Raw genomic sequence first — 23187 nt, 5'->3', positions numbered from 1 at the left:
CTCAGCTCTCCAGCGAAGCCCGGTCTGTGTGGCTGAGATCGCGATCGGGCTCGATAATGTCGCGCACCCGCTGCTTGAGTTCCTTCGGGCCCGGAAAGCCGCCATCACGTTTGCGCTCCCAGGTCAGATCGCCATTGACTCGGATTTCGAAATTGCCACCGGTGCCGGGAATGAGCGCTACCTCGCCAAGACTGTCCGTAAAAGTCTGCAGCAGCTCCTGCGCCATCCAGCCGGCGCGCAGCAGCCAGTTGCATTGGGTGCAGTAGAGGATGGTCACGCGGGCTTTCTCGGTCATGGGAGGCTCCTTTTATTCAAGGGATCTAGAGGCTCGTAAGGGGCCTCGCAATCCGTCTGCTATCAAATCGCCGGGCGGAAAGATCGGATTCAGTCTTTTTTGATAATTTTCTATTAGTCATGCTGGATTGGTGTTCTCACGGAATAGCTGAGGCACCCCCCAGTTGTTGTTTTGCGTAACGGTGCTCATGCGTTCCACGGCTGTCCCAGCAATCCTTCTTGCCTGCCTCGCTCTGGCTGGCTGCTCGTCGGCTTCCGGTCCGGAAAGTCTCGTCGCCGGCGTCACGCCGAAGCCTTCGAAGGAAATGACCTCCTCCGTCACGCCGCCGCCGGCTCACGTACCGCAGGCCACGGTCGCAGCGGTCGAACCGGACGAGGCCACCCCGCAGGAAAGCCTTGCCTGGGATGCGTCGGCGCCGGAATCGCGTGCCTTTTCGGCGGTGACGCCTTCAGCTCTTTCGCAGCCTGGAATGCCTGTCCCCGTTGAGCGCCCGGTCGAATTCGCGATGGCGGCAGCTCCTGCGATCCAGCAGCCGACCCGCGGCCGCTCGCGCGTCTATGGCTACGGTTTCCGCGATGCCAAGCCGATCAATTTCGGCAAGATCTCGCCACGCAAGCTCGCCGTCCACGGCGTCGACGTCTCACGCTGGCAGGGAGATATTGACTGGGAAACGCTGCGGACCCGCGGCGCGAACTTCGCCTTCATCAAAGCGACCGATGGCGGCGACCACCTGGACCCGATGTTCAAGACTAATTGGCGGCGAGCCAAGGAAGCCGGCATCAAGCGCGGCGCCTATCACTTCTTCTATTGGTGCCGCACAGCCGGCGAGCAGGCCGACTGGTTCATCCGCAACGTCCCGCGTGATCCGGATGCATTGCCGCCGGTCATTGATGTGGAATGGAACGGCGAATCGAGCTGCAAGGTGAAGCTTTCCCGCGCCCGCGTGCTGGAAAAGATGCAGGTCTTCATGGAGAAGATCGAGCGCCACTACGGCAAGCGTCCCATTATTTATACCGCCCCGGATTTCTACGAGGACAATCTCGAAGGCGCCTTCCAGAACTATCACTTCTGGCTGCGTGCGGTCGCGGAACATCCTTCGAAGGTCTATCCGAACCGCAAATGGCTCTTCTGGCAATATTCCGGCTCCGGCCTCTCGCACGGCGTCGAAGGCCGTATCGACCTCAATGTCTTCCGGGGCAGCGAGGATGAATGGCACCGCTGGGTGGCCGGGCTTTGAAACCTGCCGCTGGGCTGAATTTATCAGCCCAGCAAGGTTTTCGGCATCGATCGCAAAGATCAGAGCCGTGCCTCCAAAACAAGGTTGAACGGTGTAGCCATTGCCCGAYGGAACCGTGTGAACCCTGCTTTGCGAAAAATCTCGGCCAGTCGTTTTTCGCCTGCCTGTGCGCCAAGCACCGTATGGCCGCCATCCGAGATCGCATGGGCACAGCAGATCGTCGTCGAGGCGGCATAATACATGCGCGCGACCGGCGAGATATTATCGCCGACGCCGTCTTTCGCAAAGTGCTCGACCAGCATCACTGTCCCATTGGCCGCAATGGTTCTGGCTGCGTGATCAGCGACAGCCAGCGGATTGCCCATGTCGTGCAGGCAGTCGAAGAGGCAGATGAGATCATAGCCGGAGTCCGGATAGGCATCCGCTCGCGCCGTCTCGAATACGACATTCTCTGTCCCACCCACCTTCGCTACGACCTGTCGAGCTTCGTCCAGCGATTCCGCGTGCGAATCGAATCCACGGAAATGTGAGGCCGGAAAGGCCGCCGCCATCAGGGCCGTTGAATGTCCGTGGCCGCAGCCGACATCGGCGACCAGCGCGCCGGCCTTCAGCTTTTCGACCACGCCATCGAGCGCCGGCAGCCATTCGGAGATGAGGCTTGCCTTGTAGGCATTGCGGTAAAGCGAGGCGACACCGCAATAGAGCCGTCCGTCATGGTCGCCCCAGGGAATGCCGGCCCCCGTGCGAAAGGCTTCGAGCGCCTTGTCCTCATCCGCCCACATCGAAGCCGGGATCGCCCAGGCTGCCGCCATGAAGACCGGGCTGTCGTCCTGCGCTAGCACCATTGCGTTTTCCGCCGGCAATTCGTAGCTGTGGCCGGCGACATCGTAGATCACATAGCCACCGGCAACCTGCGAACCCAGCCATTCGCGGATATAGCGTTCCGCGCATCCGGTGCGGGCGGCAAGCTGATGCGAGCTGACCGGACCCGCTTCCGCCATCGCCTTATAAAGGCCGAGCCGGTGCCCGATACTGACCATCACCCCGCCATAGCCGGCAGAGAGATCGCCGATTGCCCGTGAAACGATGAGGTCGAGCTTGGCCGCATCGATTGTCCTGCTTCTTATCTGGTCCATTGTCTTCTCCTGTCGAAACATTCGGAATGCGAATTGAATGACAGGTGGTGGAGCCGAGCGGCAGAGCGGTATGGACCAGAAGCGGGCCATTTGCGCCAATCCTTGCGGCGGTGTAGGCAATAGGGACAAGTGACGGAGCCGCTTTCTTCCGGGGGATGAGATGCAATCCGGTGTCGATCCTGCAGCATCCGAACCGCTTCATGTCAGCCTCGTGGCCATTCCCGAGGCGGTCGTCTCGACGCTGAGTGGCATCTTCGATGTCATGAATGCCTTCGCAGTCTTGCCGGCAGCAGGCGAAATCATCCCCCGCGGTCCGCCCTTCAGAGTCGAAATCGTCGGCGTGTCCGCAGCGCCGCTCGAGCTTGCCAGCCGCGTGCCCATCACCGTTCAGCGCAGCATTTCATCGCTTGAGCATACGGACATCATCATCGTTCCCTCTATATTGCTGCCATCGGATGGCTGGGAGAAAGGTCGCCATGCGGAACTTGTCGAATGGGTCCGCGCCATGCATGCGCACGGTGCGCTCATCTGCTCGGCCTGCTCAGGGCTCTTTCTGCTCGCCGAAACCGGGCTCTTCGATGGAATGGATGCGACCGTACATCTCGGTTATGCCGATGCCTTCCGGGCCAGTTTTCCGCAGGTGCCTGTCCATCCCGAGCGCGTGCTTGTGGTTTGCGGCAGGCGGGAGGAATTGATCAGCTCCGGCGCCTCGATGACCTGGCATGATCTGGTACTCTACCTGATCGCCCGCCATGCCGGCGCTTCGGCAGCGCAGGCGATCGCTCGCTTCTTTGCGCTGCAATGGCATCAGGATGGGCTTGCCCCCTACATCGTCTTCGAAGGGCGCAGGGATCACGGCGATATTGCCATCCGGCTGGCACAGGAATGGGTTTCAAGCCATTTCTCGGTCGCCAATCCCATCGAGGAGATGTTTCGCCACGCTGGCCTGACAGAGCGAACGTTCAAGCGCCGTTTTACCCATGCGACCGGCATCAGCCCAATCGCCTATGTGCAGAGGTTGCGCGTGGAGGACGCAAAGCGGCGACTGGAGCGCACGGATGCTCCGGTCGATGAGATAAGCTGGCAGGTCGGCTATGAGGAGCCCGCCTTCTTCCGCCGGCTCTTCAGGCGCATGACAGGACTAAGCCCCGGCGTCTATCGCCGCCGGTTCCGTGTCCCCGATTATGCTCGGCCGGTAAAAAGCTGAGGCGCTTACTCGTCGCCCATCTTCAGCGCTGCAATAAACGCTTCCTGCGGAATCTCCACCTTGCCGAACTGGCGCATGCGCTTCTTGCCGGCCTTCTGCTTGTCGAGCAGCTTGCGCTTGCRGGTGGCGTCGCCACCGTAGCATTTCGCGGTCACGTCCTTGCGCAGGGCCGAGATCGTCTCGCGGGCAATCACGTTGCCGCCGATCGCGGCCTGGATCGGAATCTTGAACATGTGCTTCRGGATCAGCTCCTTGAGCTTCTCGCACATGTCGCGGCCGCGTTTTTCGGCGGCTGTCCGGTGCACCATCATCGACAGCGCGTCGACCGGCTCGCCGTTGACGAGGATCGACATCTTCACGAGGTTGCCCTCGCGGTGTTCGGTGAGTGTGTAGTCGAAGGAGGCATAACCCTTGGAGATCGACTTCAGCCGGTCGTAAAAGTCGAAGACGACTTCATTGAGCGGCAGGTCGTAGGTCAGCATCGCGCGCGTGCCRACATAGGTGAGTTCGACCTGGATGCCGCGCCGGTCCTGGCAAAGCTTCAGGATGCCGCCGAGGTAATCGTCCGGCGTCAGGATCGTCGCGCGGATCCACGGCTCGTGGATTTCCGAGATCTTGACGACATCGGGCATGTCGGCGGGGTTGTGCATCTCGCGCTCCGTGCCGTCTGTCATGTACATCTTGTAGACGACGGATGGTGCGGTTGCGATGAGGTCGAGGTCGAACTCGCGTTCCAGCCGTTCCTGGATGATTTCGAGATGCAGAAGGCCAAGGAAGCCGCAGCGGAAACCGAAGCCGAGAGCAGCCGACGATTCCATTTCGAAGGAGAAGGACGCGTCGTTGAGGCGAAGCTTGCCCATGGCGGCGCGCAGATCCTCGAAATCGGCCGCATCGACCGGGAAGAGACCGCAGAACACCACTGGCTGCGCCGGCTTGAAGCCCGGCAGCGCTTCGGCCGTTGGCCGCTTGTCCTCGGTGATTGTATCGCCGACGCGGGTATCGGCCACTTCCTTGATCGAAGCGGTAATGAAGCCGATCTCACCGGGGCCAAGGCTGTCGACATTGACCATCTTCGGTGTGAGCACGCCGACGCGCTCCACCTGGTATTTCGCATCCGTGCCCATCATCCGCACCGTCTGACCCTTGGTCAGCACGCCGTCGATGACGCGCACCAGAACCATGACGCCGAGATAGGTGTCGTACCAGCTGTCAACGAGCAACGCCTTCAGTGGCGCCTTCTCGCCGCCGGGGCTTTTCGGCGCCGGCAGCTTATGCACGATTGCTTCGAGCACGTCGGGAATGCCGAGACCGGTCTTTGCCGAAATCAGCACGGCCTCCGAGGCGTCGATGCCGATCACTTCCTCGATCTGTTCCTTGATGCGGTCGGGTTCGGCGGCCGGCAGGTCGATCTTGTTGAGGACGGTGACGATCTCATGGTTGTTGTCGATCGCCTGGTAGACGTTGGCGAGCGTCTGCGCCTCGACGCCCTGCGAGGCGTCGACGACAAGCAGCGAACCCTCGCAGGCCGACAGCGAACGGGAGACTTCATAGGCGAAGTCGACGTGGCCGGGCGTGTCGATGAGGTTGAGAATGTATTTCTCGCCGTTGTTCGCTTGATAGTGCAGGCGCACGGTCTGGGCCTTGATGGTGATGCCGCGCTCGCGCTCGATATCCATATTGTCGAGCACCTGCTCGGACATTTCGCGCTCGGCGAGGCCACCTGTCGTCTGGATCAGGCGGTCGGCCAGCGTCGAYTTGCCGTGGTCGATRTGGGCCACGATCGAGAAGTTGCGGATATGGGATAGCGGAGTCGTCGGATTGGTGCTCATGCGCGCCATATAGCAGCGCGCACATCGCCCGCAAAGCGGTAATTATCCTGCAGTTTACCCTATTTTGCAGCCTGTGGAACTTGGTTCAGACCGGCCACGTCTCCAGCCGCCAGGCCGAATCCCAGAACATCCATTCATATTGCGAGGCGCGCACGAAGGCGTCCATCATCTGCTGGCGCTCTGCCAGCGAGGCAGCACGGGCGGCGATATCAGTCAAAGCGATGACTTCGCGGGCTCCGGCTGCGAACTGCGGATCGCCGTAGGTGTTGATCCATGCCTGGAAGACATTCCCTTCGATCGCCGGCTTGCTCTTGATGTCTTCGCCGACATGCCAGTAGATCCAGAAGCAGGGCAGGATCGCCGAAAGCGCCACCGCATAGGAACTGTGGTAGGCCGTCGCCAGCAGGAAATTCGTATAGGCGAAGCAGGCAGGCGAGGGCTCGGCCGCCGTCACGTCGGCGCTGGAAATACCGAATTGGCTGAGAAAACCGGCATGCAGTCCCTGCTCGACGGTGATCGCCTTCTGCGCCGAACCGAGGAAGCGCAGCACCTGTGCATTATCGGGCGCCTTGGCGGCGACGATCGCAAGGCACCGGGCATAGTGCTTTAGGTAGATCGCGTCCTGCAGGATATAGTGGCGGAAAACCTCCGGCGGCAGTGTGCCGTCGGAAAGACGTTGCAGCAGCGGCAATCTCTCGATCTCGGCCATGATTGGCTTGATCCGGTCCCAGGCGGCAGCCGTGAAGCTTTCCCCGGTCTCAGTGCCTTGCGTGATGCCGTCCATGCTGGTCTCCGCTCTTGAATGCCGCTGCCATATATCGACGGCGTTACGGTGAAAGCAAGGCCGCACACGAGCACTTGATTCCATCATCGGATCCTGTATTTCTCTTATAGTAGAATTTCGGACCGTAGAAATGGAACAGGAACTGGAACAGGCGATCGGCATCCGTATCCGCACACTGCGGATGGAGAAGGGGCTGACGCTGGATGACCTCGCCACCGCTTCCGGCGTCAGCCGTGCGATGATCTCCCGCATCGAGCGTGCGGAGGCGAGCCCGACGGCTTCGCTGCTCGCCCGGGTCTGCGCCGCACTCGGCCTGTCCCTGTCTGCCTTCTTCGCCGAGGAGGGAGAGCAGGCGTCGCCGCTTTCGCGCCGGCAGGAGCAACTGGTCTGGCGCGATCCCGAAACCGGATATATGCGCCGTGCCGTTTCGCCACCGGGCACGTCCTCGGATATCGATATCGTCGATGTTGAATTTCCGGCGGGTGCACGGGTCAGCTTCCCGCCGCACGCGGCGAGCCGCGGCATGACTCAGCACGTCTGGCTCTTTGATGGCGAGCTGGAAATGACGGTCGGCGACACCGTTCATCGCCTCAAGCCCGGCGACTGTCTCTTCATGCCGGTCGGTGACGGCCATGTCTTTCACAATCCGGGTCACGCGCCGGCACGCTATTGCGTCGTGCTGGATCGCGGCGCCCGCTAATTCACGCGCTCATTTACCAGGGGACCATCATGCCGACCATTCGCCTTCTCGCCGCCGCCGAGGCCCACGCGGCCATTCCCGACCTTTGCGAAGTGCTCGCCGATTGCGTCAACGGTGGCGCCTCGGTCGGCTTCATGCAGCCCTACACGCCTGCGGATGCCGAACCCTATTGGCGTGGTGTCGCCGAAGCCGTGGCCGATGGTGCCACTCTGCTCTTTGTCGCCGACGTGGATGGCAAGGTTGTCGGCACGGTGCAGGTCGGCGCTGCCCAGATGCCGAATCAGCCGCATCGCGGCGATCTGAAAAAGCTGCTTGTTCATCGCTCCGCTCGCGGCCATGGCTTGGCGCGCCTGCTGATGGACATGGCTGAACAGGAAGCGGCCCGCCGCGGCAAGACGATCCTCGTCCTCGACACGGCAACCGGCAGCGACGCCGAAGCCATCTACCCGCGCCTCGGCTGGGAGCGCGTTGGTGTCATCCCCGACTACGCGTTGTGGCCGGAAGGCGGGCTTTGCGCCACGACGCTTTTCTACAAGCGGGTCGCCTGAGCATTCTGCGTAAAGGCAGCGATGGCGTCTGAAAGCGCCGAAGCCGGCGTCCAGTGCAATGCCTTCCAGCCAAACTGCGTGGCAGCAGCGATATTCTCCTCGAGATCGTCGATAAAGCCGATGTCTTCAGGCGCGACACCGACGCCTTCTGTTGCAAGGCGGAAGAAGTCGGTGGCTGGCTTGCGAGCGCCAAGTGCTGCGGAATAGAAAATGCCGTCGAAAAGCGCGCCGAGTTCGAGCACGTCGCGCAAATAGGCCGMCCGTCTATGCTCTTGATTGGTAGCAAGATAGAGAAGCGTGCCTTCGTCCTTCAGGCGGGCGAGGTCGGCAAGCAACTGCCGGTCCAGGCGGGAATCATTTTCAAACCAGTAGTCGAGCAGTTTCTCGGCGGTAAGGTGCGGGGCGATGCGGCCGAGAACCTCCGTCAGGCGGGGCTCTATCGGCTCCTGGCCGGTGATAATGCCCACCCAATAGGGTTTGAAAAACTCCTGTTGAAGCAACGGTGCCGACAGGCCTAGGTCGCGCTCAAGGTAGGTAAATAGCGGCAGACCGTCCGCCGGCCGCCCGTGAACCAGCACGCCATCGACATCGACCATCAGGATTTTCATGGGGCTTAATCTCTTGAGAAAAAGGAACGCATTCTGAAATCGGCTTGAACGTGGCGTCGTCCGCGGCAGCGATCAAGGCGTGTTCAACGCTTTTTTCTTCGGACCAGCCTGTGTAAGGCTTGAGTTTGACAGACTGATTTGCGGAGACCTCGGTGCGCGTCATCTATTCCGAAGACCACAAGCTGCGTGATGCGAAGACGGAGCTGCATGATGGCCAGCTTGTGACGCCCTTCGAGGCGCCGTTCCGGGCGGAATGGATTCTGTCTGCGGTCAGAGAAGCAGGCTTTTCCGAGGTCGTGGCGCCGGAGGCCCACGGCCTTGAAACGGCCCGCAAGGTGCATGATCCCGCCTATCTGGAATTTCTGGCGACGGTCTGGGATCGTTGGGTGGCGGCAGGCTATAAGGGTGAGGCGATTGCCAATTCCTTTCCCGTCCGCCGCACCAGCCAGCGCGTGCCCGAGAACATCGTCGGTGCGATCGGCCATTATGCGAATGCCGCCGATACTTCCATCACCAAGGGGTCTTACGAGGCAGCACTTGCCTCGATGCGCTGCGCGATGACAGCCGCGGATTGGCTGAATGCCGGCAACCGCTTCGCCTTCGCACTCTGCCGCCCGCCCGGCCATCACGCCGGCATCGACCTCTTCGGTGGCTACTGCTTCATCAATAATTCCGGCGTCGCGGCGCAACGCCTGCTCGATCATGGCGCCAGGAAGGTCGCCGTGCTCGATGTCGATTTCCACCATGGCAACGGCACGCAGGATCTCTTCTATCGCCGCAGCGATGTCTTTACCGCCTCGTTGCATGGCGATCCCATCCACGCCTTTCCCTATTTCCTCGGCCATGCCGATGAAGTGGGCGAAGGGGAGGGCGAGGGCGCCAATCGCAATTATCCGATGGCACGCGGTACGAACTTCGATGTCTGGGCATCGGCCCTGTCGGATGCGCTCTCCCGCATCAAGACCTTCGGCGCGGAAGCGATCGTCGTGGCCCTCGGCGTCGATACGTTCGAGCGCGATCCGATCTCCTTCTTCAAGCTGAAATCGGAGGACTTCATCCGTATGGGCGAGATGATCTCCGCTGCCGGCCTGCCGGTCGTCACTTGCATGGAGGGCGGCTACGGCGTGCCGGAAATCGGCCTTAACGTCGCCAATGTGCTCAAAGGCCTGGAAGCCTGATCACTGCCGATGACCGAGGAGACCATTTCATCAGATATCCCGACGCCCCGCATGCTGAGTTGGGCGCGCAACTCGACGATCTATCGCCTCGAACGGCGCATGATGACGGAAAAGCAACTCTTTGATGCCATCGCCCGCAAGGCGAAGGAGAAATTCGAGGGTATCAGCGGGGCACAGCTCAAGGCGGTTGCCGATTTCGCCGTCAAATTCGCTTATGACAACAAGGTTCTAGACGATACCGCCTATGCCGAAATCAGCACCCGTTCCGCCGTGCGCAGCGGCAAATCGAAGCGTGCCATCGCCCGGAAGCTTGCGGTCAAGGGCGTCTCCAGCGACAGGGTTGAGGCCGCGCTTGAAGAGGCTGACGATCTCTATGCCGCAGCGATCTTCGCCCGCAAGCGCGCCTTCGGTCCCTTCCGTCGCGTCGAACTCGACGACAAGCGGAAAGCAAAGGAACTCTCCGCCTTCGCCCGCAACGGCTTCAGTTTCGAGATCGGCAGGAAGGTCTTCGGGATGAGCTTCGAGGATGCCGAAGAGGTGATCCTCGCTGGTCGCCTCTGATATCGCATCAAGCCTTTTGCTGACACGATCAGAAGTTTGAATTTGTCGCCGGCAAACTGCCTTCGTATGAAGAGCGCGCAATCGGAGACATCAATGGAAGAGAGAACGAACGCTGAAGCCGGCGCCTTGACCGCGGAGACATCACCAGCATTCGGCGGCGTAGCGGCTGGTGGGCTGATGTGCCTCATGTCCATGTCCTCCATCCAGTTCGGCGCGGCACTTTCCTCCTCCGCCATCGCCACTTATGGACCGGCGGGTGCTACATGGCTGCGCCTTGCCTTTGCGTCCGTCATTCTAGCCATCGTCGTTCGCCCGCGCATCTTCAGCTATAGTCGTGATCAATGGGTAAGTGCACTGGTTCTCGGCACGACGACGGCGCTGATGACCACGAGTTTCTTCTCAGCGATCGCGCGTATTCCGCTCGGTCTTGCTGTGGCGATTGATTTTCTCGGCCCCCTGTCGGTCGCGACCATTGGMTACGGCCTCAGCCGGCGTCTTATCTGGCCGCTCGTCGCCGCGTTCGGTGTTCTGGCACTCGCCCATGATGGTGAGGGCTGGGTTGGAGATCCGCTCGGTGTTCTCTTTGCATTTGGCGCCGGAACCGGTTGGGCGATCTATATCGTGCTCACGAAGAAGATCGGCGCGAGCTTCAAGGGACTGGAGGGGCTCTCCATGTCGCTTATGGTCGCCGCGGTGGTCGCGACACCCCTGGGTTTTTCGGGCGCCGTGCCGAAGCTCGATGCTTACGGCCTGATCGAAATGGCGGGTCTCGCCGTTCTCGTGCCTCTGCTGCCCTACACGCTGGAACTGATTGCGTTGCGGCGCATGCCGACGGCTTCATTCGGCATCCTCATGAGCCTGGAGCCTGCCATTGCCGCAGTCGCAGGCTTCATCATTCTGGCACAGCCCATGACGCTTCTGCAGATGGCCGGAACAGCTTTGGTCGTTGCCGCAAGCGCCGGTGCAACCTTTTCCGCGAGGCAATGAAGCCTCAGCCTGTTTTCTTCGTGGGATCGTCGAGCGCCGGATTGTAGAAGAGCGACAGCGTCAGGCTTTTTGCGATCCGTTCGGCCGTCGCCATGAACCAGTCCTTGGCCTCTGGCGTCGGTGCCACGTCCTCGAGCGTTTCGGAAAACAGCGAAAGCCATTGCGGGAAAAGATCAGGCGTCATGTTCGCCACGCCGTGATGCGCCTGCACCGGCTTGCCGCCATAGGCGCCGCTGCGAAAGGCGACGGACGACCAGAAGCTTTTCATCCTGTCCATATGTTCGGGCCAACGCCCGGAAAGCCGCGCGTCGAACACCGGTCCGAGCTTGGGATGCTGCAGCACACGCCCGTAAAAGGTTTCCACAAGCTTCGCAATGAAGGCCTCGTCGACGCCGATCGCCTTCATCTCGGCCTCGGCCTTTTCGCGGATCGCGGCAACATGCGCAGCCCGTCCCTGTATCTCATTATTCATCGTAGACCCCGGCGCCACTTGCTGCTGGCAGCCCTCATATAGGCCCGCGCACGGGATTGCCAAACCGCGATGGACGAATTGCGGCAATCCGCCAATCTTGCCGGGCTTGGATCTTGACCCTCGCCACATCACTCTTTAAATTTAGAATAATTCTAAACTATTGGAGAATATCTATGTTGGCCCGGTTTTTCAGATCACCGAAACGTTCCTTCCGCTCTCTCTCCGAGCAGGAAATCCTGGCTCTCGCCATCGCCTCCGAGGAAGACGATGCCCGCATCTATCTCGCTTATGCTGAGCACCTGCGTGCCGAGTTTCCGGCGTCAGCCAAGGTGTTCGAGGATATGGCTGAGGTGGAGGACACGCACCGCAAGTCGCTGATCGAAATCTACCGCCAGCGCTTCGGCGAGCGTATCCCGCTGATCCGGCGCGAGCATGTTCAGGGCTTTTACGAACGCAAGCCGGACTGGCTTCGCGCCAATCTCTCACTCGACTCCATCAGGCAGGAAGCTGAGGCGATGGAGGAGCAGGCCTATCGTTTCTATGTCGAGGCGATCAAGCAGACATCTGATGCCTCCACGCGTCAGCTTCTCGGCGATCTCGCGATTGCCGAACAGGGGCATGAGGAAATTGCCCGCATGCTGGGCGACAAGCACACGCCCGACGATGTGAAGAAGGAAGAGGACGAGACGGCGCGGCGCCGGTTCGTACTGACCTATGTGCAGCCGGGTCTCGCCGGTCTCATGGATGGCTCGGTTTCCACGCTCGCGCCGATCTTCGCTGCCGCCTTCGCCACGCAGGATACCTGGCAGACCTTCCTCGTCGGTCTGTCGGCTTCGGTCGGTGCAGGCATCTCGATGGGCTTCACCGAAGCCGCCCATGACGACGGCAAGATCTCCGGCCGCGGCTCGCCGATCAAGCGTGGCCTTGCCTGCGGTATCATGACGGCGCTCGGCGGTCTCGGTCACGCACTGCCCTACCTGATCCCGCATTTCTGGACCGCGACCATCACCGCCGCCGTCATCGTCTTCTTCGAGMTTTGGGCGATCGCCTTCATCCAGAACAAATACATGGAGACGCCGTTCCTGCGCGCCGCCTTCCAGGTGGTCGTCGGCGGCAGCCTCGTGCTCGCAGCCGGTATTCTGATCGGCAATGCCTAATTGCGGTCTGGCACAGCCCCAGCCAGTGCGGAGAGACGTCCACACGCCAAAATAAAAAAAGCCGGCTTTCGCCGGCTCTTTCACAGTCCCCCTCGAAACTCTTTACTTGAGAGCGCCGACCAGAACGTCGCGGCCGTTCTCAATGGTGACCCAGCGGCCGGCGTTGAAGCTCGACTGGCGCTTGATGAAGCTATAGGGCGTCGCAAACCACGGCTTGACGTCGGAGGCGAGGTTGTCGAGCACGAAGTCGCCTTCAGCAGTGCGCAGCGTCAGCACAGCGTGGCCTTCGCCATCGGGCTTGCGCACCACGGTCATCAGCAGATCGGCAGGCGAGAAGCCGCGCTGGATGAGGACACGGCGCTTCAGAAGTGCGAAATCCTCGCAGTCGCCGGCCGTGGTCGGATAGGCCCAAACCTCGTCTTTGCCGTAGATTTCCTTGTCGGTCATCGGCGTGATGGTGCGGTTGACCGTCGCGTTGACCGAACGGACCGTCGCCCACCGGGCACCCGTCATGGCGACCGGGCCGGTATTGCGGTTGGCACCGCATTCGCTGCGGTGCGTCTGACAGAAGTCGTAATGGCCAACCGGCTGCGATGTCGCATTACCGGTCACCATGGATGCATTCTTGCTCGGAGCCGGAATAGCGGCCGGCGCCATTGCAAACACGGCCATCATGGCCACGAGGAAACCCTTGATCCGCACGCCCTACTTCCCTGCATCGCCCTTTATTTATTAACAAAGAGTTAACGGAGAGGGCCGAAAGGAGTCAATCGTTACTTCTTGGGAGTGCCGTACAACTCGTAGACATGGTTAAAATGCAACATAACCTCCGGATGATTGAACAGATCTTATTCAACCATGGCCTTCTATTTGGCCAGTTGCATATGCTTTGATAGGGACTGGCTTGCGCTCACCGGATCAGGCCTTTGACGGCGCTGCGCAGCCGCTCGATGTCCTGCGGACGCGATAGCCGKTGATCGCCATCGCGAATGAAGGTCAGTACTACGTCGTCTGCCGGAAGATGTTCCACGAGCTTCATGGCATGCAGATAGGGAACATCGGCATCTTTCATGCCCTGCAGGATATGGATCGGGCAGCCCGTTTCGATGATGCCGGTCAGCACCCGGTTCTGGCGGCCATCCTCGATCAGCGCGCGCGTATAGATGTTGGGCTCCGGGCTATACTGCGAGCGTTCCTCGAAATAGCCGCGCTCCTCCAGCGAGGCGCGTTCCTTTTTCTTGAGGTTCGGTTCGATGAGATCGGAGGTGAAGTCCGGCGCCGGTGCGATGAGCACCATGCCTTCGAGCTTTGGTCCGCCATGCCGGGCAAGCTCCTGTGCGACCCGCAGCGCAATCCAGCCCCCCATCGAAGAGCCGACAAGGATCATTCGTTCCGGCGCGCTGTGACGGATCACCGCGAGTGCTTCCTCCAGCCAGCGCGAGATCGTGCCATCGGTGAAGGCTCCGCCGGAAAGCCCGTGGCCGGAATAGTCGAGGCGGATGCAGGCCGCGCCCAGTTCCGCGGCAAGCAGGTCGATTTCGACGGCCTTGCTGCCGCTCATGTCGGATCGGTAGCCGGATAGCCAAATGAGGGCGGGAAGATCGGTGTTGGCCTGCGCCGGGCGTACCAGCATGGCGATCTGCCGCGCGGCCTCGCCTTCGCCGACATCAAGGAACTTGGGCTCAAGAACAGGCATCTGGTCGGACATCGGGCAGAACTCCTATTGTTTTCGCCTATAAAACAGATTCTTGACAGGCTGACAGCAGGTGATTTTTCCGCTATAGGGTGTTATTGAATCCGTTGCAGTGATGGCGTGACCCGTTTGTGCCCCCCTTTCGAACTGGGACACGAAGCTGCAACGTTCCGAACAACGCGAGGAGAATACGACCATTCGCAGACCCTTTAAAACCGACGCGCCCGTAAAGGATGGACCGCGCTCGAACCGGGATATCCGCATTCCGAAAGTTCAGCTGATTGCTGCTGACGGCCAGAATATGGGCATCGTGCCCACTGACCAGGCTTTGAAAATGGCGGAAGAAGCCGGCCTCGACCTCGTCGAAATTTCCCCCAATGCCGAACCGCCTGTGTGCAAGATCCTTGATCTGGGCAAGCTGAAATATGCCAACCAGAAGAAGGCCGCCGAGGCGCGCAAAAAGCAGAAGATTGTCGAAGTCAAAGAAATCAAGATGCGTCCCAACATCGACACCCATGACTATGAGGTGAAGATGAAGGCGATGGGTCGCTTCTTTGACGAAGGCGACAAGGTGAAGGTGACGCTGAAGTTCCGCGGCCGTGAAATGGCCCACCAGGAACTTGGCATGAAGCTTCTCCAGCAGGTCAAGGCCGACACGCTTGAGATCGCCAAGGTCGAAGCCGAGCCCAAGCTCGAAGGCCGCCAGATGATGATGGTGCTGGCGCCGAAGTGACCGGTGCCGCATTCTTTCGCTCAAAGCCGTCCGACAGGGCGGCTTTTGTGTTTCCTGGGGCGGCAAGATTCGTCATCCGCCCCGTTGCACTTTCATGACGCTGCGGTTATAAGCGCGCGTCCGAACTGACCGGCAGGGCATGCCGTGGCAGTTTCGAATGCTTGCGGACAGGTTTCGTCGCCTGACCCGCAGATCAACAACAAACGCTCCYGCGCCTTGGGCGAAGACCGGAAAACCGGCTTGCGCAAAAGGGTTTCTTTGATGAAGCGCGCAGGGAGGACAGAAACGGAGTAGCAAAATGCCCAAGATGAAGACGAAGTCCTCTGCCAAGAAGCGGTTCAAGATCACCGCCACCGGCAAGGTCAAGGCGGCTGCCGCTGGCAAGCGCCATGGCATGATCAAGCGCTCGAACAAGTTCATTCGCGACGCACGTGGCACGATGGTTCTGGCAGAACCCGATGGCCGCAAGGTTGTGAAGAACTATCTGCCGAACGGTCTCTGAGACTATTCCGGTAACGCGTTAGATTAAGGAGATCATGAAATGGCACGTGTAAAAAGAGGCGTCACCGCCCACGCCAAGCACAAGAAGGTTCTGAAGCAGGCCAAGGGTTTCTACGGCCGCCGCAAGAACACCATCCGTACCGCCAAGGCCGCAGTCGATCGCTCCAAGCAGTACGCATATCGCGACCGCAAGGTTAACAAGCGCAATTTCCGCGCCCTCTGGATCCAGCGCATCAACGCTGCCGTCCGCGAATTCGGCCTGACCTACGGCCGCTTCATCGACGGTCTGAACAAGGCTGGCATCGAAGTCGACCGTAAGGTTCTCTCCGATATGGCAATCCATGAGCCGGAAGCATTCGGCGCCCTGGTTGCTGCCGCCAAGAAGGCCCTTGAATACCTCAAGGAATCCGGCACGGCTAACGAGTTTGAAGGCGCGGTTCGGTAACCAGCGCTTCCCAAGCTTGACGCTTTTTTGAATTTTGGGAAACCCGCGCTGGTTTGGGCTAGCGCGGGTTTTTCTTTCTTTGTACTGCTGGCGCGGCCTTGCCGCGCCCGCCTTTCGAACGCCGCCTGATCTGGACGGAAAGAAGACAATGTCAGATATCGACCAGCTTAAATTCTCTCTGCTTGCCGAAATTGCCGCCGCCAATGACGAGCCCGCGCTCGAAGCCGTCCGTGTTTCGGCGCTTGGCAAGAAGGGCTCGATTTCCGAGCTCTTGAAGACGCTGGGCGCKATGACCCCAGACGAACGCCAGACCCGCGGCGCAGCGATCAACGCGCTGAAGAACGAGGTGAGCGACGCCTTCACCGACCGCAAGTCGGTGCTGAAGGAGGCAGCGATCAGCGCCCGGCTGGCGGCTGAAACGGTCGATGTCAGCCTGCCGGTCCGCTCGTCGCCTGCCGAGCGCGGCCGTATCCATCCGATCAGCCAGATCGTCGATGAGATCACCGCGATCTTCGGCGATATGGGCTTCTCGATCGCCGAAGGGCCGGATATCGAGACCGACTATTACAATTTCACGGCGCTTAACTTCCCCGAAGGCCATCCGGCCCGCGAGATGCACGACACCTTCTTCTTCAATCCGGATGAGAAGGGCGAGCGCAAGGTTCTGCGCACGCATACCTCGCCGGTGCAGGTGCGCACCATGGAAGCGCAGAAGCCGCCGATCCGCATCATCATTCCCGGCAAGACCTACCGCCAGGATAGCGATGCCACGCATTCGCCGATGTTCCATCAGGTCGAGGGCCTGGTCATCGACAAGAAGGCCAATGTCGCCAACCTCCGCTGGGTGCTCGAGGAATTCTGCAAGACCTTCTTCGAGGTCGACGGCGTGACGATGCGCTTTCGCCCGTCCTTCTTCCCCTTCACCGAGCCCTCCTTCGAGGTCGATATCCAGTGCGACCGCTCCGGCCCGATCATCAAGTTCGGCGAAGGCACCGACTGGATGGAAATCCTCGGCTGCGGCATGGTCCATCCGAACGTGCTGCGTTACGGCGGTCTCGATCCGGACGAATATCAAGGCTTTGCCTGGGGCATGGGCCTCGATCGCATCGCCATGCTGAAATATGGCATGCCGGACCTGCGCGACTTCTTCAACGCCGACGTCCGCTGGATAAACCACTACGGCTTCCGCCCGCTCGACATGCCGACGCTGTTCGGCGGCCTGAGCGTTTAAGGGAGGATTGGACATATGAAATTCACGCTCTCCTGGCTTAAGGATCATCTGGAAACAGATGCCACGCTCGATGAAATCTGCACCCGCCTGACGCAGATCGGGCTGGAGGTGGAGGATGTCGACGACAAGGAAGCCTTCAAGCCCTTCGTCATCGCCAAGGTTCTCTCCGCTGAAAAGCATCCGCAGGCCGACCGCCTGAAAGTGCTGATGGTCGATATCGGCCAGGGTGCACCGGTGCAGGTCGTCTGCGGCGCGCCAAATGCGCGTGCAGGCCTCATCGGCGCCTTCGCGGCACCCGGCACCTACGTTCCGGGCATCGATGTAACGCTGTCGGTCGGCAATATCCGCGGTGTCGAAAGCCGCGGCATGATGTGCTCGGAAAAGGAACTGCAGATCTCCGACAGCCATGACGGCATCATCGACCTGCCGGAAGATGCGCCGGTCGGCGCGAGCTATGCTACCTACGCCCATCTMGACGATCCTGTCATCGAGATCAACCTGACGCCGAACCGTCCGGACTGCACTTCGATCTATGGCATTGCCCGTGACCTCGCAGCCTCCGGCCTCGGCACGCTGAAGACGCGGCCTGCTCCATCCTTCGCCGCCGAAGGCGAAACCCCGGTCAAGCTGACGCTCGATCTCGACGATGCGAAGCTTTGCCCGGGCTTCGGCCTCAGGCTCGTGCGCGGCGTCAAGAACGGCCCGAGCCCGCGCTGGCTGCAGCAGCGGCTTCTCGCCATCGGTCTGCGTCCGATCAATGCGCTCGTCGATATCACCAACTACATGACCTTTGATCAGGGCCGGCCGATGCACGTCTTCGACGCCGCCAAGGTCAAGGGAAGCCTGACGGTTCGCCGTGCCAAGGAAGGTGAGACCGTACTTGCGCTCGACCAGCGCGAATACAAGCTCGGCCCGAACAACGTCGTCATCGCCGATGAGAACGGCGTTGAATCGATCGGCGGCATCATGGGCGGCGAGCATTCCGGCTGTGATGAAAACACCGTCGATGTGCTGATCGAATCCGCTCTCTGGGATCCGATGAACATCGCCAAGTCCGGCCGTGCGCTTGGCATCATCACCGATGCCCGCTACCGCTTCGAACGCGGCGTCGATCCGGAATATATGGTTCCCGGTCTCGAGCGCACGACGGAGCTGGTTCTGGAGCTTTGCGGCGGCACCCCGGCAAAGGCCGAGATCGTCGGCTACAAGGGTTACGAGCCGAAGATCGTCGATTTCCCCTATTCGGAGGTCAAGCGCCTGACCGRCCTCGAGGTCTCGACGGAAGAAAGCAACACGATCCTGACCCGCCTCGGCTTCAAGGTCTCCGGCTCCGGCGAACGCGTCTCCGTCGCCGTTCCCTCCTGGCGTCCTGATGTGGACGGCAAGGCCGATCTCGTTGAAGAGGTCATGCGCATTCACGGCGTCGACAACATCAAACCGGCGCCCCTCGAAAGCCATGCTGCCGTCAACGGTAAAATCCTGACGGTGCTGCAGATCCGCACCCGCGCCGCCAAGCGCGCCCTTGCCTCGCGCGGCATGCTGGAAGCCGTCACCTGGTCCTTCATCCCGGAAGATCAGGCGAAGCTCTTCGGGGGCGGTTCTCCGGCTCTCAAGCTCGCCAATCCGATCGCTGCAGAAATGTCGGACATGCGCCCCTCGCTGCTACCGGGCCTGCTGACCGCTGCCCAGCGCAACGCCGACAAGGGCTATGGCGACGTGGCAATCTTCGAGGTCTCGGGCACCTATGAAAACGATACTCCGGAAGGCCAGCGTCGCGTTGCCGGCGGTATCCGCCGCGGTACGGCTTCGCTTTCTGGCGCCGGCCGCATGTGGTCGAATGCGACGAAGGGCGGCGGCAAGCCGGTCGACGTCTTCGACGCCAAGGCCGATGCGCTGGCCGTTATCGAAGTCTGCGGCCTGCCGACGGCCAATATCCAGATCGAACAGGGCGGTCCCGAATGGTATCATCCGGGCCGTTCCGGCACGATCAAGATGGGCCCGAAGGTGATCCTCGGTTACTTCGGCGAGTTCCACCCGACCACCCTTGAAAAGCTTGATGTCTCGGGCGCTCTCTGCGGTTTCGAGGTTTACCTAGATGCCATGGCCGAGCCCAAGAAGAAGGCGACCCGCACCAAGCCGGCGCTCGACCTTTCGCCCTTCCAGGCAGTCAAGCGCGACTTCGCCTTCGTCGTCGACAAGTCGGTGGAAGCTGGCGCTATCATCAAGGCGACAACCAGCGTCGACCGCAAGCTTATCACCAGCGTCAACGTCTTCGATATTTTCGAAGGTGCCTCTGTTGGCGAGGGCAAGAAGTCTGTGGCGATTGAGGTTCAGATCCAGCCGGCCGAGCGCACGCTGACCGACGAGGATTTCGAGGCGCTAACGCAGAAGATCGTCGCCAGCGTCGCCAAGTTCACCGGCGGTACCCTGAGAAGCTGAACCGGCTAAAGCAGGCTCTCGCAAAACTGCGCAACGGTTTTGCGTCCGCAATTGCGTGAAAACAGAGAGATAGAGCATCGTGTGTCCATTCAGGCCCGCGATGCTCTGACTTTGTGAATCTGCAGACGAAACGTTCCGAAAGTCGATTGCGCCGGATGAAGTCTTGCAGCCTGTTGCGGACCTCGACCATCAACCCGGGAACCGAAAGCTGCAGTCTTTTCATAGATGGAGGTGATAAAGCTTGCTGACGATCGTCCAGCGACCGTCGATCCTCAACAATGAAAGATAGTCGGTAAATCGCATGCCGGCGAACTCGTCGGTCACTTTCGCGGTCGCTGCGTCACCGGAAATATCGATGCTGCCGATATCCATATAAGGCTGAGTGCCGGGTGGTGCGGCCCCTTCCTCGAGGATTGCGGCGATGAACTCGTCGCGCGAGAGCCATTCCACCGCATTCTGATAGTGCCCGATGATCGAACTTTTCGGGTGAAAGGCTTTCTTCAGGGCCGCTTCATTGGCAAAGGCCATGCCCTCGACATAGAGATGAACCGTTGCTTCGATTGCCTGCCTGTCGGCCATATCGATACCTCGCCTCAAGTTTCCAATGAAATGATAGCGGGGCCATGCGCGAAGACAAGCTCGAAGAAAAGCGAGCCGCCCGATCGGGGCAGCTCTGCCTGTCGGTATTCGGGCGCCAGCTCAGGCCGCGCGCGAAGCCTTCTGATTTGCGGCGGTCGTCGCAAGCTGTGACAGCAACTTGTCTGTCTTGCCTTCTTCCTGCAGCGTCTGGTCGAGAAGCGTGACGGCCTCTTTGAAGCCGAGCGTCTGCGCCCAGGTCTTCAGTGTGCCGTAGCGGGCGATTTCATAGTGCTCGACGGCCTGCGCCGAAGAGATCAGGCCGGCATCGATGGCAGGCGTACCCTTGAACTCCTCCATGATTTCTTCGCCCTCGGCGATGATGCCCTGAATTGCCTCACATGTTTTGCCCTGGGCGCGCTTGCCGATCAGCTCGAAGACCTGCTGCAACCGTTCGACATGGCCTTCGGTTTCCTCACGATGCTTTTCGAAACCCGCCTTCAATTCCGTCGACTGGGCAGCGCGCGCCATCTTCGGCAGGGCGCGCAATATCTGCCGTTCGGCGAAATAGATGTCCTTCAGCGTGTCGTAAAATAGATCTTCCAGCGTCTTTTCCTTGGCCATTGTTCCGTTCCTTCATTGGGGATTCGCGCCCTTTTCGGCGACACTCTTAGAAGCAAATACGGCGCTAATTGTTCCCGGMGCGTTTCGGGTGGAACGGCTGCATTTTCCGGGCAATGATGTCGGGAGCAATCGGGGGGCTCGCACATGAAGAAACCGGGATCGATGAAAGGGCTCGAGGATCTCGGCCGGGTGCGCCTGTCGAAGAACTTCTTCTTTCGCGATTTTCTCCATTCCGAGATTGCCGATTTCTACCGTATCCCGAATATCCCCGACGATCCCGATCTGGCGATCGAGGTGGGCAGACGCCTTTGCGCGCAACTTCTGGAACCGCTGGAAGCGACCTTCGGACGCCTGCATATCCGCTCCGGCTACCGTTCACCCGCGGTCAACCGCTTCGGCAACGAGAACAGACTGAATTGCTCGACCAACGCAGCCACTGCTGCCCATCACATATGGGATGTCAGAGACTTTGACGGCTGCATGGGCGCTGCCGTCTGCATCGCCATTCCCTGGATGGTCGATCGCTATGGCGATGAAAGCGACTGGCAGCGGCTCGCCTGGTGGATCCACKACCACCTGCCTTATGCCTCGCTCTGCTTCTTCCCCAAATTATGGGCCTTCAATATCCAATGGCATGAACGGCCGAAGCGGATAATTCAGAGTTATGTACGCCCGCGGGGCATCCTCACCAAGGAGGGCATGACCAACTGGGAAGGCGATCATTCCGAATGGTATGAAGGCTTTCCGCAACTCAGAAATTGATGCGGTAGCGGATGTGGCCGTCGCTTTTGACGTATGTGTCGTAGAGTGCGCGGGCCGTTTTGTTCTGTTCGCTCGTATGCCAGTAGAGCCGCGACCAGCCGTTCTTTTTGCAGAGTGCCACGAGGTCGTCCATCAGCGCCCGGCCCACACCCTTGCCGCGCACATCCTCGGAAACGAACAGGTCTTCCAGATAGCAGTCCTTGCCGCGGATCCAGGTGCCCTCATGCGTCAGGCAGAGCGTAAAGCCGACGACCGCGCCGTCGAGTTCCGCCACCCGCATGAAGATTGCCGACGCCGGATCGAAGACCCGGCGCCAGGTGGAATCGGTAATGTCGGCATCGACGGTGACCTCGTAGAAGGCGAGATAGTCCGCCCAGAGCGCACGCCAGCGTGCTTCGTCCTCAGGCCTCGCATCGCGGATTGTCACGCTCATGGCATCACCTCGTTTCAGGCGCCGGCCTTGTCGAGCAGCGCCATTGTCTCGTCGGAGAGCTCAAGCGTTGCCGATTTCACCAGGCTTTCAAGCTGGGAAAGGCTCGTAGCACTGGCAATCGGCGCCGTCACGCCCTTCTTGCGCAGCAGCCAGGCGAGCGAGATTTCCGCGGGTTTTGCACCMGTCTCGTCGGAGACCTTGTCGAGTGCCGTGAGGATGCGCATGCCCTTGTCATTCAAATACTGGGCAACGCGGCCCTCCCGCGCCTTGCCCTCCGTATCCGCCTTGCTGCGGTACTTTCCCGAGAGAAAGCCGGCCGCGAGGCTGAAATAGGTAATGACGCCGATATCTTCCTTGGCGCAGAGATCGGCAAGCGGACCTTCGAAGCTCGCACGCTCGTAGAGGTTATATTCCGGCTGTAGCGCCTGATAGCGCGGCAGACCTGCCTTGTCGGCGGCGTCGAAGGAGGCCTGCAGCAGGCTCGCATCATAATTCGAGCAGCCGACGGAACGGATCTTGCCCTGTTCCAGGAGTTTAGCATAGGCACCAAGCGATTCCTCATGCGGCGTATCGGCATCCGGCCAGTGCGACAGATAGAGATCGATATAGTCGGTCTGCAGCCGGCGCAGCGAATCCTCGACTGCCTTCAGGATGTAGCTGGCCTTCAGCGTCTTGCCCTGACCCATGTCCGAGCCGACCTTGGTGATGATGACGGCCTTGTCGCGGGAGACTTTTCCCTTCTTCAGCCACTTGCCGATGATCTCTTCGGAATCACCGCCCTTGTTGCCCGGCACCCAGGCCGAATAGACGTCGGCCGTGTCGATCGTGTTGAGGCCGGCGTCAAAAAAGCCGTCCAGAATGTCGAAGGACGTTTTTTCATCGGCCGTCCAGCCGAATACATTGCCGCCGAAGACGATCGGCGAAATTGAAAGGCCTGTTTTTCCAAGCCGGCGCATTTCCATGACGCTCTCCCAAAATGCTGAAGTGATTGAAATCTGAGGAAACGACAGAACGCCGTTCGCAAGTAACCTAGCGCGGAGTACCCTCGAAG

At 60.3% G+C, this 23187-nt stretch carries 26 protein-coding genes; 14 read left to right on the top strand and 12 right to left on the bottom strand.

The window, feature by feature from the left end; translation table 11 throughout:
• Window position 1: 1 nt before the first annotated feature.
• Window positions 2-295, bottom strand: coding sequence for an Rdx family protein (locus AC1DNW_RS10920; RefSeq protein WP_477852656.1), 294 nt, complete (start codon window positions 293-295; stop codon window positions 2-4).
• Between the two features lie 187 nt (window positions 296-482).
• Between AC1DNW_RS10920 and AC1DNW_RS10915 the strand changes: the two genes are divergently transcribed.
• Window positions 483-1532 carry a GH25 family lysozyme gene (locus AC1DNW_RS10915; RefSeq protein ID WP_113298217.1) on the top strand — a complete coding sequence of 350 codons (1050 nt, stop codon included), beginning with the start codon at window positions 483-485 and terminating at the stop codon, window positions 1530-1532.
• Window positions 1533-1591: 59 nt separating this feature from the next.
• Here the strand turns inward: AC1DNW_RS10915 and AC1DNW_RS10910 are convergent, their stop codons facing one another.
• Window positions 1592-2668 carry a class I SAM-dependent methyltransferase gene (locus AC1DNW_RS10910; RefSeq protein WP_477852654.1) on the bottom strand — a complete coding sequence of 359 codons (1077 nt, stop codon included), beginning with the start codon at window positions 2666-2668 and terminating at the stop codon, window positions 1592-1594.
• 160 nt (window positions 2669-2828) lie between these two features.
• On the opposite strand from AC1DNW_RS10910, the gene AC1DNW_RS10905 reads away from it, so the two are divergent.
• On the top strand, window positions 2829-3875 hold the full coding sequence (locus AC1DNW_RS10905; RefSeq protein WP_113307261.1) for a helix-turn-helix domain-containing protein: 1047 nt from the start codon (window positions 2829-2831) through the stop codon (window positions 3873-3875).
• A gap of 5 nt (window positions 3876-3880) precedes the next feature.
• Here the strand turns inward: AC1DNW_RS10905 and lepA are convergent, their stop codons facing one another.
• Window positions 3881-5713 (bottom strand): translation elongation factor 4, encoded by a 1833-nt coding sequence (lepA, locus tag AC1DNW_RS10900; RefSeq protein WP_477852652.1) that lies wholly within the window; start codon window positions 5711-5713, stop codon window positions 3881-3883.
• Window positions 5714-5789: 76 nt separating this feature from the next.
• Entirely contained in the window at window positions 5790-6488 is a 699-nt protein-coding gene (tenA, locus tag AC1DNW_RS10895) for a thiaminase II (RefSeq protein WP_113307262.1), read from the bottom strand.
• Between the two features lie 130 nt (window positions 6489-6618).
• Between tenA and AC1DNW_RS10890 the strand changes: the two genes are divergently transcribed.
• Complete coding sequence (locus AC1DNW_RS10890) at window positions 6619-7188, top strand: helix-turn-helix domain-containing protein (RefSeq protein ID WP_113307263.1); 570 nt, start codon at window positions 6619-6621, stop codon at window positions 7186-7188.
• Window positions 7189-7217: 29 nt separating this feature from the next.
• The gene (locus AC1DNW_RS10885) at window positions 7218-7736 is read left to right on the top strand and encodes a GNAT family N-acetyltransferase (RefSeq protein WP_477852650.1); all 519 of its coding nucleotides are present in this window, start codon (window positions 7218-7220) and stop codon (window positions 7734-7736) included.
• Here AC1DNW_RS10885 and AC1DNW_RS10880 read toward each other — a convergent pair.
• A complete protein-coding gene (locus AC1DNW_RS10880) occupies window positions 7718-8344 on the bottom strand; it encodes an HAD-IA family hydrolase (protein ID WP_477852648.1) in 627 nt (208 codons plus the stop codon). The genes AC1DNW_RS10885 and AC1DNW_RS10880 overlap by 19 nt on opposite strands.
• A 152-nt stretch (window positions 8345-8496) precedes the next feature.
• On the opposite strand from AC1DNW_RS10880, the gene AC1DNW_RS10875 reads away from it, so the two are divergent.
• The 3 genes from AC1DNW_RS10875 to AC1DNW_RS10865 all read left to right on the top strand — a co-directional run bounded on the left by AC1DNW_RS10875 (window position 8497) and on the right by AC1DNW_RS10865 (window position 11070).
• On the top strand, window positions 8497-9522 hold the full coding sequence (locus tag AC1DNW_RS10875; RefSeq protein ID WP_113307265.1) for a histone deacetylase family protein: 1026 nt from the start codon (window positions 8497-8499) through the stop codon (window positions 9520-9522).
• Window positions 9523-9531: 9 nt separating this feature from the next.
• A complete protein-coding gene (gene recX / locus AC1DNW_RS10870) occupies window positions 9532-10083 on the top strand; it encodes a recombination regulator RecX (RefSeq protein ID WP_113307266.1) in 552 nt (183 codons plus the stop codon).
• Window positions 10084-10176: 93 nt separating this feature from the next.
• Window positions 10177-11070, top strand: coding sequence for an EamA family transporter (locus tag AC1DNW_RS10865; protein ID WP_113307267.1), 894 nt, complete (start codon window positions 10177-10179; stop codon window positions 11068-11070).
• A gap of 4 nt (window positions 11071-11074) precedes the next feature.
• Here AC1DNW_RS10865 and AC1DNW_RS10860 read toward each other — a convergent pair whose 3' ends face one another.
• Complete coding sequence (locus AC1DNW_RS10860) at window positions 11075-11542, bottom strand: truncated hemoglobin (protein WP_113298227.1); 468 nt, start codon at window positions 11540-11542, stop codon at window positions 11075-11077.
• Between the two features lie 173 nt (window positions 11543-11715).
• Here AC1DNW_RS10860 and mbfA point away from each other — a divergent pair, with 173 nt between their 5' ends.
• On the top strand, window positions 11716-12699 hold the full coding sequence (gene mbfA, locus AC1DNW_RS10855) for an iron exporter MbfA (protein WP_477852646.1): 984 nt from the start codon (window positions 11716-11718) through the stop codon (window positions 12697-12699).
• A 102-nt stretch (window positions 12700-12801) separates the two neighbouring features.
• Here the strand turns inward: mbfA and AC1DNW_RS10850 are convergent, their stop codons facing one another.
• Together AC1DNW_RS10850 and AC1DNW_RS10845 are read right to left on the bottom strand one after the other, a co-directional pair.
• Window positions 12802-13401 carry a transglutaminase-like cysteine peptidase gene (locus tag AC1DNW_RS10850; protein WP_113298229.1) on the bottom strand — a complete coding sequence of 200 codons (600 nt, stop codon included), beginning with the start codon at window positions 13399-13401 and terminating at the stop codon, window positions 12802-12804.
• Between the two features lie 208 nt (window positions 13402-13609).
• Window positions 13610-14407 (bottom strand): alpha/beta hydrolase, encoded by a 798-nt coding sequence (locus AC1DNW_RS10845; RefSeq protein WP_477852644.1) that lies wholly within the window; start codon window positions 14405-14407, stop codon window positions 13610-13612.
• Between the two features lie 181 nt (window positions 14408-14588).
• Here AC1DNW_RS10845 and infC point away from each other — a divergent pair, with 181 nt between their 5' ends.
• From infC to pheT, 5 genes are all read left to right on the top strand, one after another.
• A complete protein-coding gene (infC, locus tag AC1DNW_RS10840; protein ID WP_113298231.1) occupies window positions 14589-15125 on the top strand; it encodes a translation initiation factor IF-3 in 537 nt (178 codons plus the stop codon).
• A 298-nt stretch (window positions 15126-15423) separates the two neighbouring features.
• Window positions 15424-15627 (top strand): 50S ribosomal protein L35, encoded by a 204-nt coding sequence (rpmI, locus tag AC1DNW_RS10835; RefSeq protein ID WP_007813308.1) that lies wholly within the window; start codon window positions 15424-15426, stop codon window positions 15625-15627.
• Window positions 15628-15666: 39 nt separating this feature from the next.
• Window positions 15667-16071 (top strand): 50S ribosomal protein L20, encoded by a 405-nt coding sequence (rplT, locus tag AC1DNW_RS10830; RefSeq protein WP_113298232.1) that lies wholly within the window; start codon window positions 15667-15669, stop codon window positions 16069-16071.
• Between the two features lie 148 nt (window positions 16072-16219).
• Window positions 16220-17302, top strand: coding sequence for a phenylalanine--tRNA ligase subunit alpha (gene pheS / locus AC1DNW_RS10825; protein ID WP_113307269.1), 1083 nt, complete (start codon window positions 16220-16222; stop codon window positions 17300-17302).
• A gap of 15 nt (window positions 17303-17317) precedes the next feature.
• Complete coding sequence (gene pheT / locus AC1DNW_RS10820; RefSeq protein ID WP_477852642.1) at window positions 17318-19741, top strand: phenylalanine--tRNA ligase subunit beta; 2424 nt, start codon at window positions 17318-17320, stop codon at window positions 19739-19741.
• A gap of 219 nt (window positions 19742-19960) precedes the next feature.
• Here pheT and AC1DNW_RS10815 read toward each other — a convergent pair whose 3' ends face one another.
• Together AC1DNW_RS10815 and AC1DNW_RS10810 are read right to left on the bottom strand one after the other, a co-directional pair.
• Window positions 19961-20320, bottom strand: coding sequence for a nuclear transport factor 2 family protein (locus AC1DNW_RS10815; RefSeq protein ID WP_113298234.1), 360 nt, complete (start codon window positions 20318-20320; stop codon window positions 19961-19963).
• Window positions 20321-20440: 120 nt separating this feature from the next.
• The gene (locus tag AC1DNW_RS10810; protein ID WP_113307271.1) at window positions 20441-20941 is read right to left on the bottom strand and encodes a YciE/YciF ferroxidase family protein; all 501 of its coding nucleotides are present in this window, start codon (window positions 20939-20941) and stop codon (window positions 20441-20443) included.
• A 144-nt stretch (window positions 20942-21085) separates the two neighbouring features.
• On the opposite strand from AC1DNW_RS10810, the gene AC1DNW_RS10805 reads away from it, so the two are divergent.
• Window positions 21086-21703: a hypothetical protein gene (locus AC1DNW_RS10805; protein ID WP_477852640.1), complete on the top strand. Its 618-nt coding sequence runs from the start codon at window positions 21086-21088 to the stop codon at window positions 21701-21703.
• On the opposite strand, the gene AC1DNW_RS10800 is transcribed toward AC1DNW_RS10805, so the two are convergent.
• Complete coding sequence (locus AC1DNW_RS10800; protein WP_113307273.1) at window positions 21693-22136, bottom strand: GNAT family N-acetyltransferase; 444 nt, start codon at window positions 22134-22136, stop codon at window positions 21693-21695. The genes AC1DNW_RS10805 and AC1DNW_RS10800 overlap by 11 nt on opposite strands.
• Before the next feature lie 14 nt (window positions 22137-22150).
• Entirely contained in the window at window positions 22151-23098 is a 948-nt protein-coding gene (locus tag AC1DNW_RS10795) for an aldo/keto reductase (protein WP_113307274.1), read from the bottom strand.
• Between the last annotated feature and the right edge of the window lie 89 nt (window positions 23099-23187).

The sequence above is a fragment of the Rhizobium sp. 05L429 genome (assembly GCF_056397645.1).
The sequence above is the reverse complement of the archived record's forward strand: the minus strand, read 5'-3'. Positions and strand labels throughout refer to the sequence as shown.

Bases quoted from the DNA above. Each gene is read 5' to 3' on its own strand.
- AC1DNW_RS10920 (WP_477852656.1), bottom strand. From the start codon at position 295: ATGACCGAGAAAGCCCGCGTGACCATCCTCTACTGCACCCAATGCAAC.
- AC1DNW_RS10915 (WP_113298217.1), top strand. From the start codon at position 483: ATGCGTTCCACGGCTGTCCCAGCAATCCTTCTTGCCTGCCTCGCTCTG.
- AC1DNW_RS10905 (WP_113307261.1), top strand. From the start codon at position 2,829: ATGCAATCCGGTGTCGATCCTGCAGCATCCGAACCGCTTCATGTCAGC.
- tenA (WP_113307262.1), bottom strand. From the start codon at position 6,488: ATGGACGGCATCACGCAAGGCACTGAGACCGGGGAAAGCTTCACGGCT.
- AC1DNW_RS10890 (WP_113307263.1), top strand. From the start codon at position 6,619: ATGGAACAGGAACTGGAACAGGCGATCGGCATCCGTATCCGCACACTG.
- AC1DNW_RS10885 (WP_477852650.1), top strand. From the start codon at position 7,218: ATGCCGACCATTCGCCTTCTCGCCGCCGCCGAGGCCCACGCGGCCATT.
- recX (WP_113307266.1), top strand. From the start codon at position 9,532: ATGACCGAGGAGACCATTTCATCAGATATCCCGACGCCCCGCATGCTG.
- AC1DNW_RS10860 (WP_113298227.1), bottom strand. From the start codon at position 11,542: ATGAATAATGAGATACAGGGACGGGCTGCGCATGTTGCCGCGATCCGC.
- rpmI (WP_007813308.1), top strand. From the start codon at position 15,424: ATGCCCAAGATGAAGACGAAGTCCTCTGCCAAGAAGCGGTTCAAGATC.
- rplT (WP_113298232.1), top strand. From the start codon at position 15,667: ATGGCACGTGTAAAAAGAGGCGTCACCGCCCACGCCAAGCACAAGAAG.
- AC1DNW_RS10815 (WP_113298234.1), bottom strand. From the start codon at position 20,320: ATGGCCGACAGGCAGGCAATCGAAGCAACGGTTCATCTCTATGTCGAG.
- AC1DNW_RS10810 (WP_113307271.1), bottom strand. From the start codon at position 20,941: ATGGCCAAGGAAAAGACGCTGGAAGATCTATTTTACGACACGCTGAAG.
- AC1DNW_RS10800 (WP_113307273.1), bottom strand. From the start codon at position 22,136: ATGAGCGTGACAATCCGCGATGCGAGGCCTGAGGACGAAGCACGCTGG.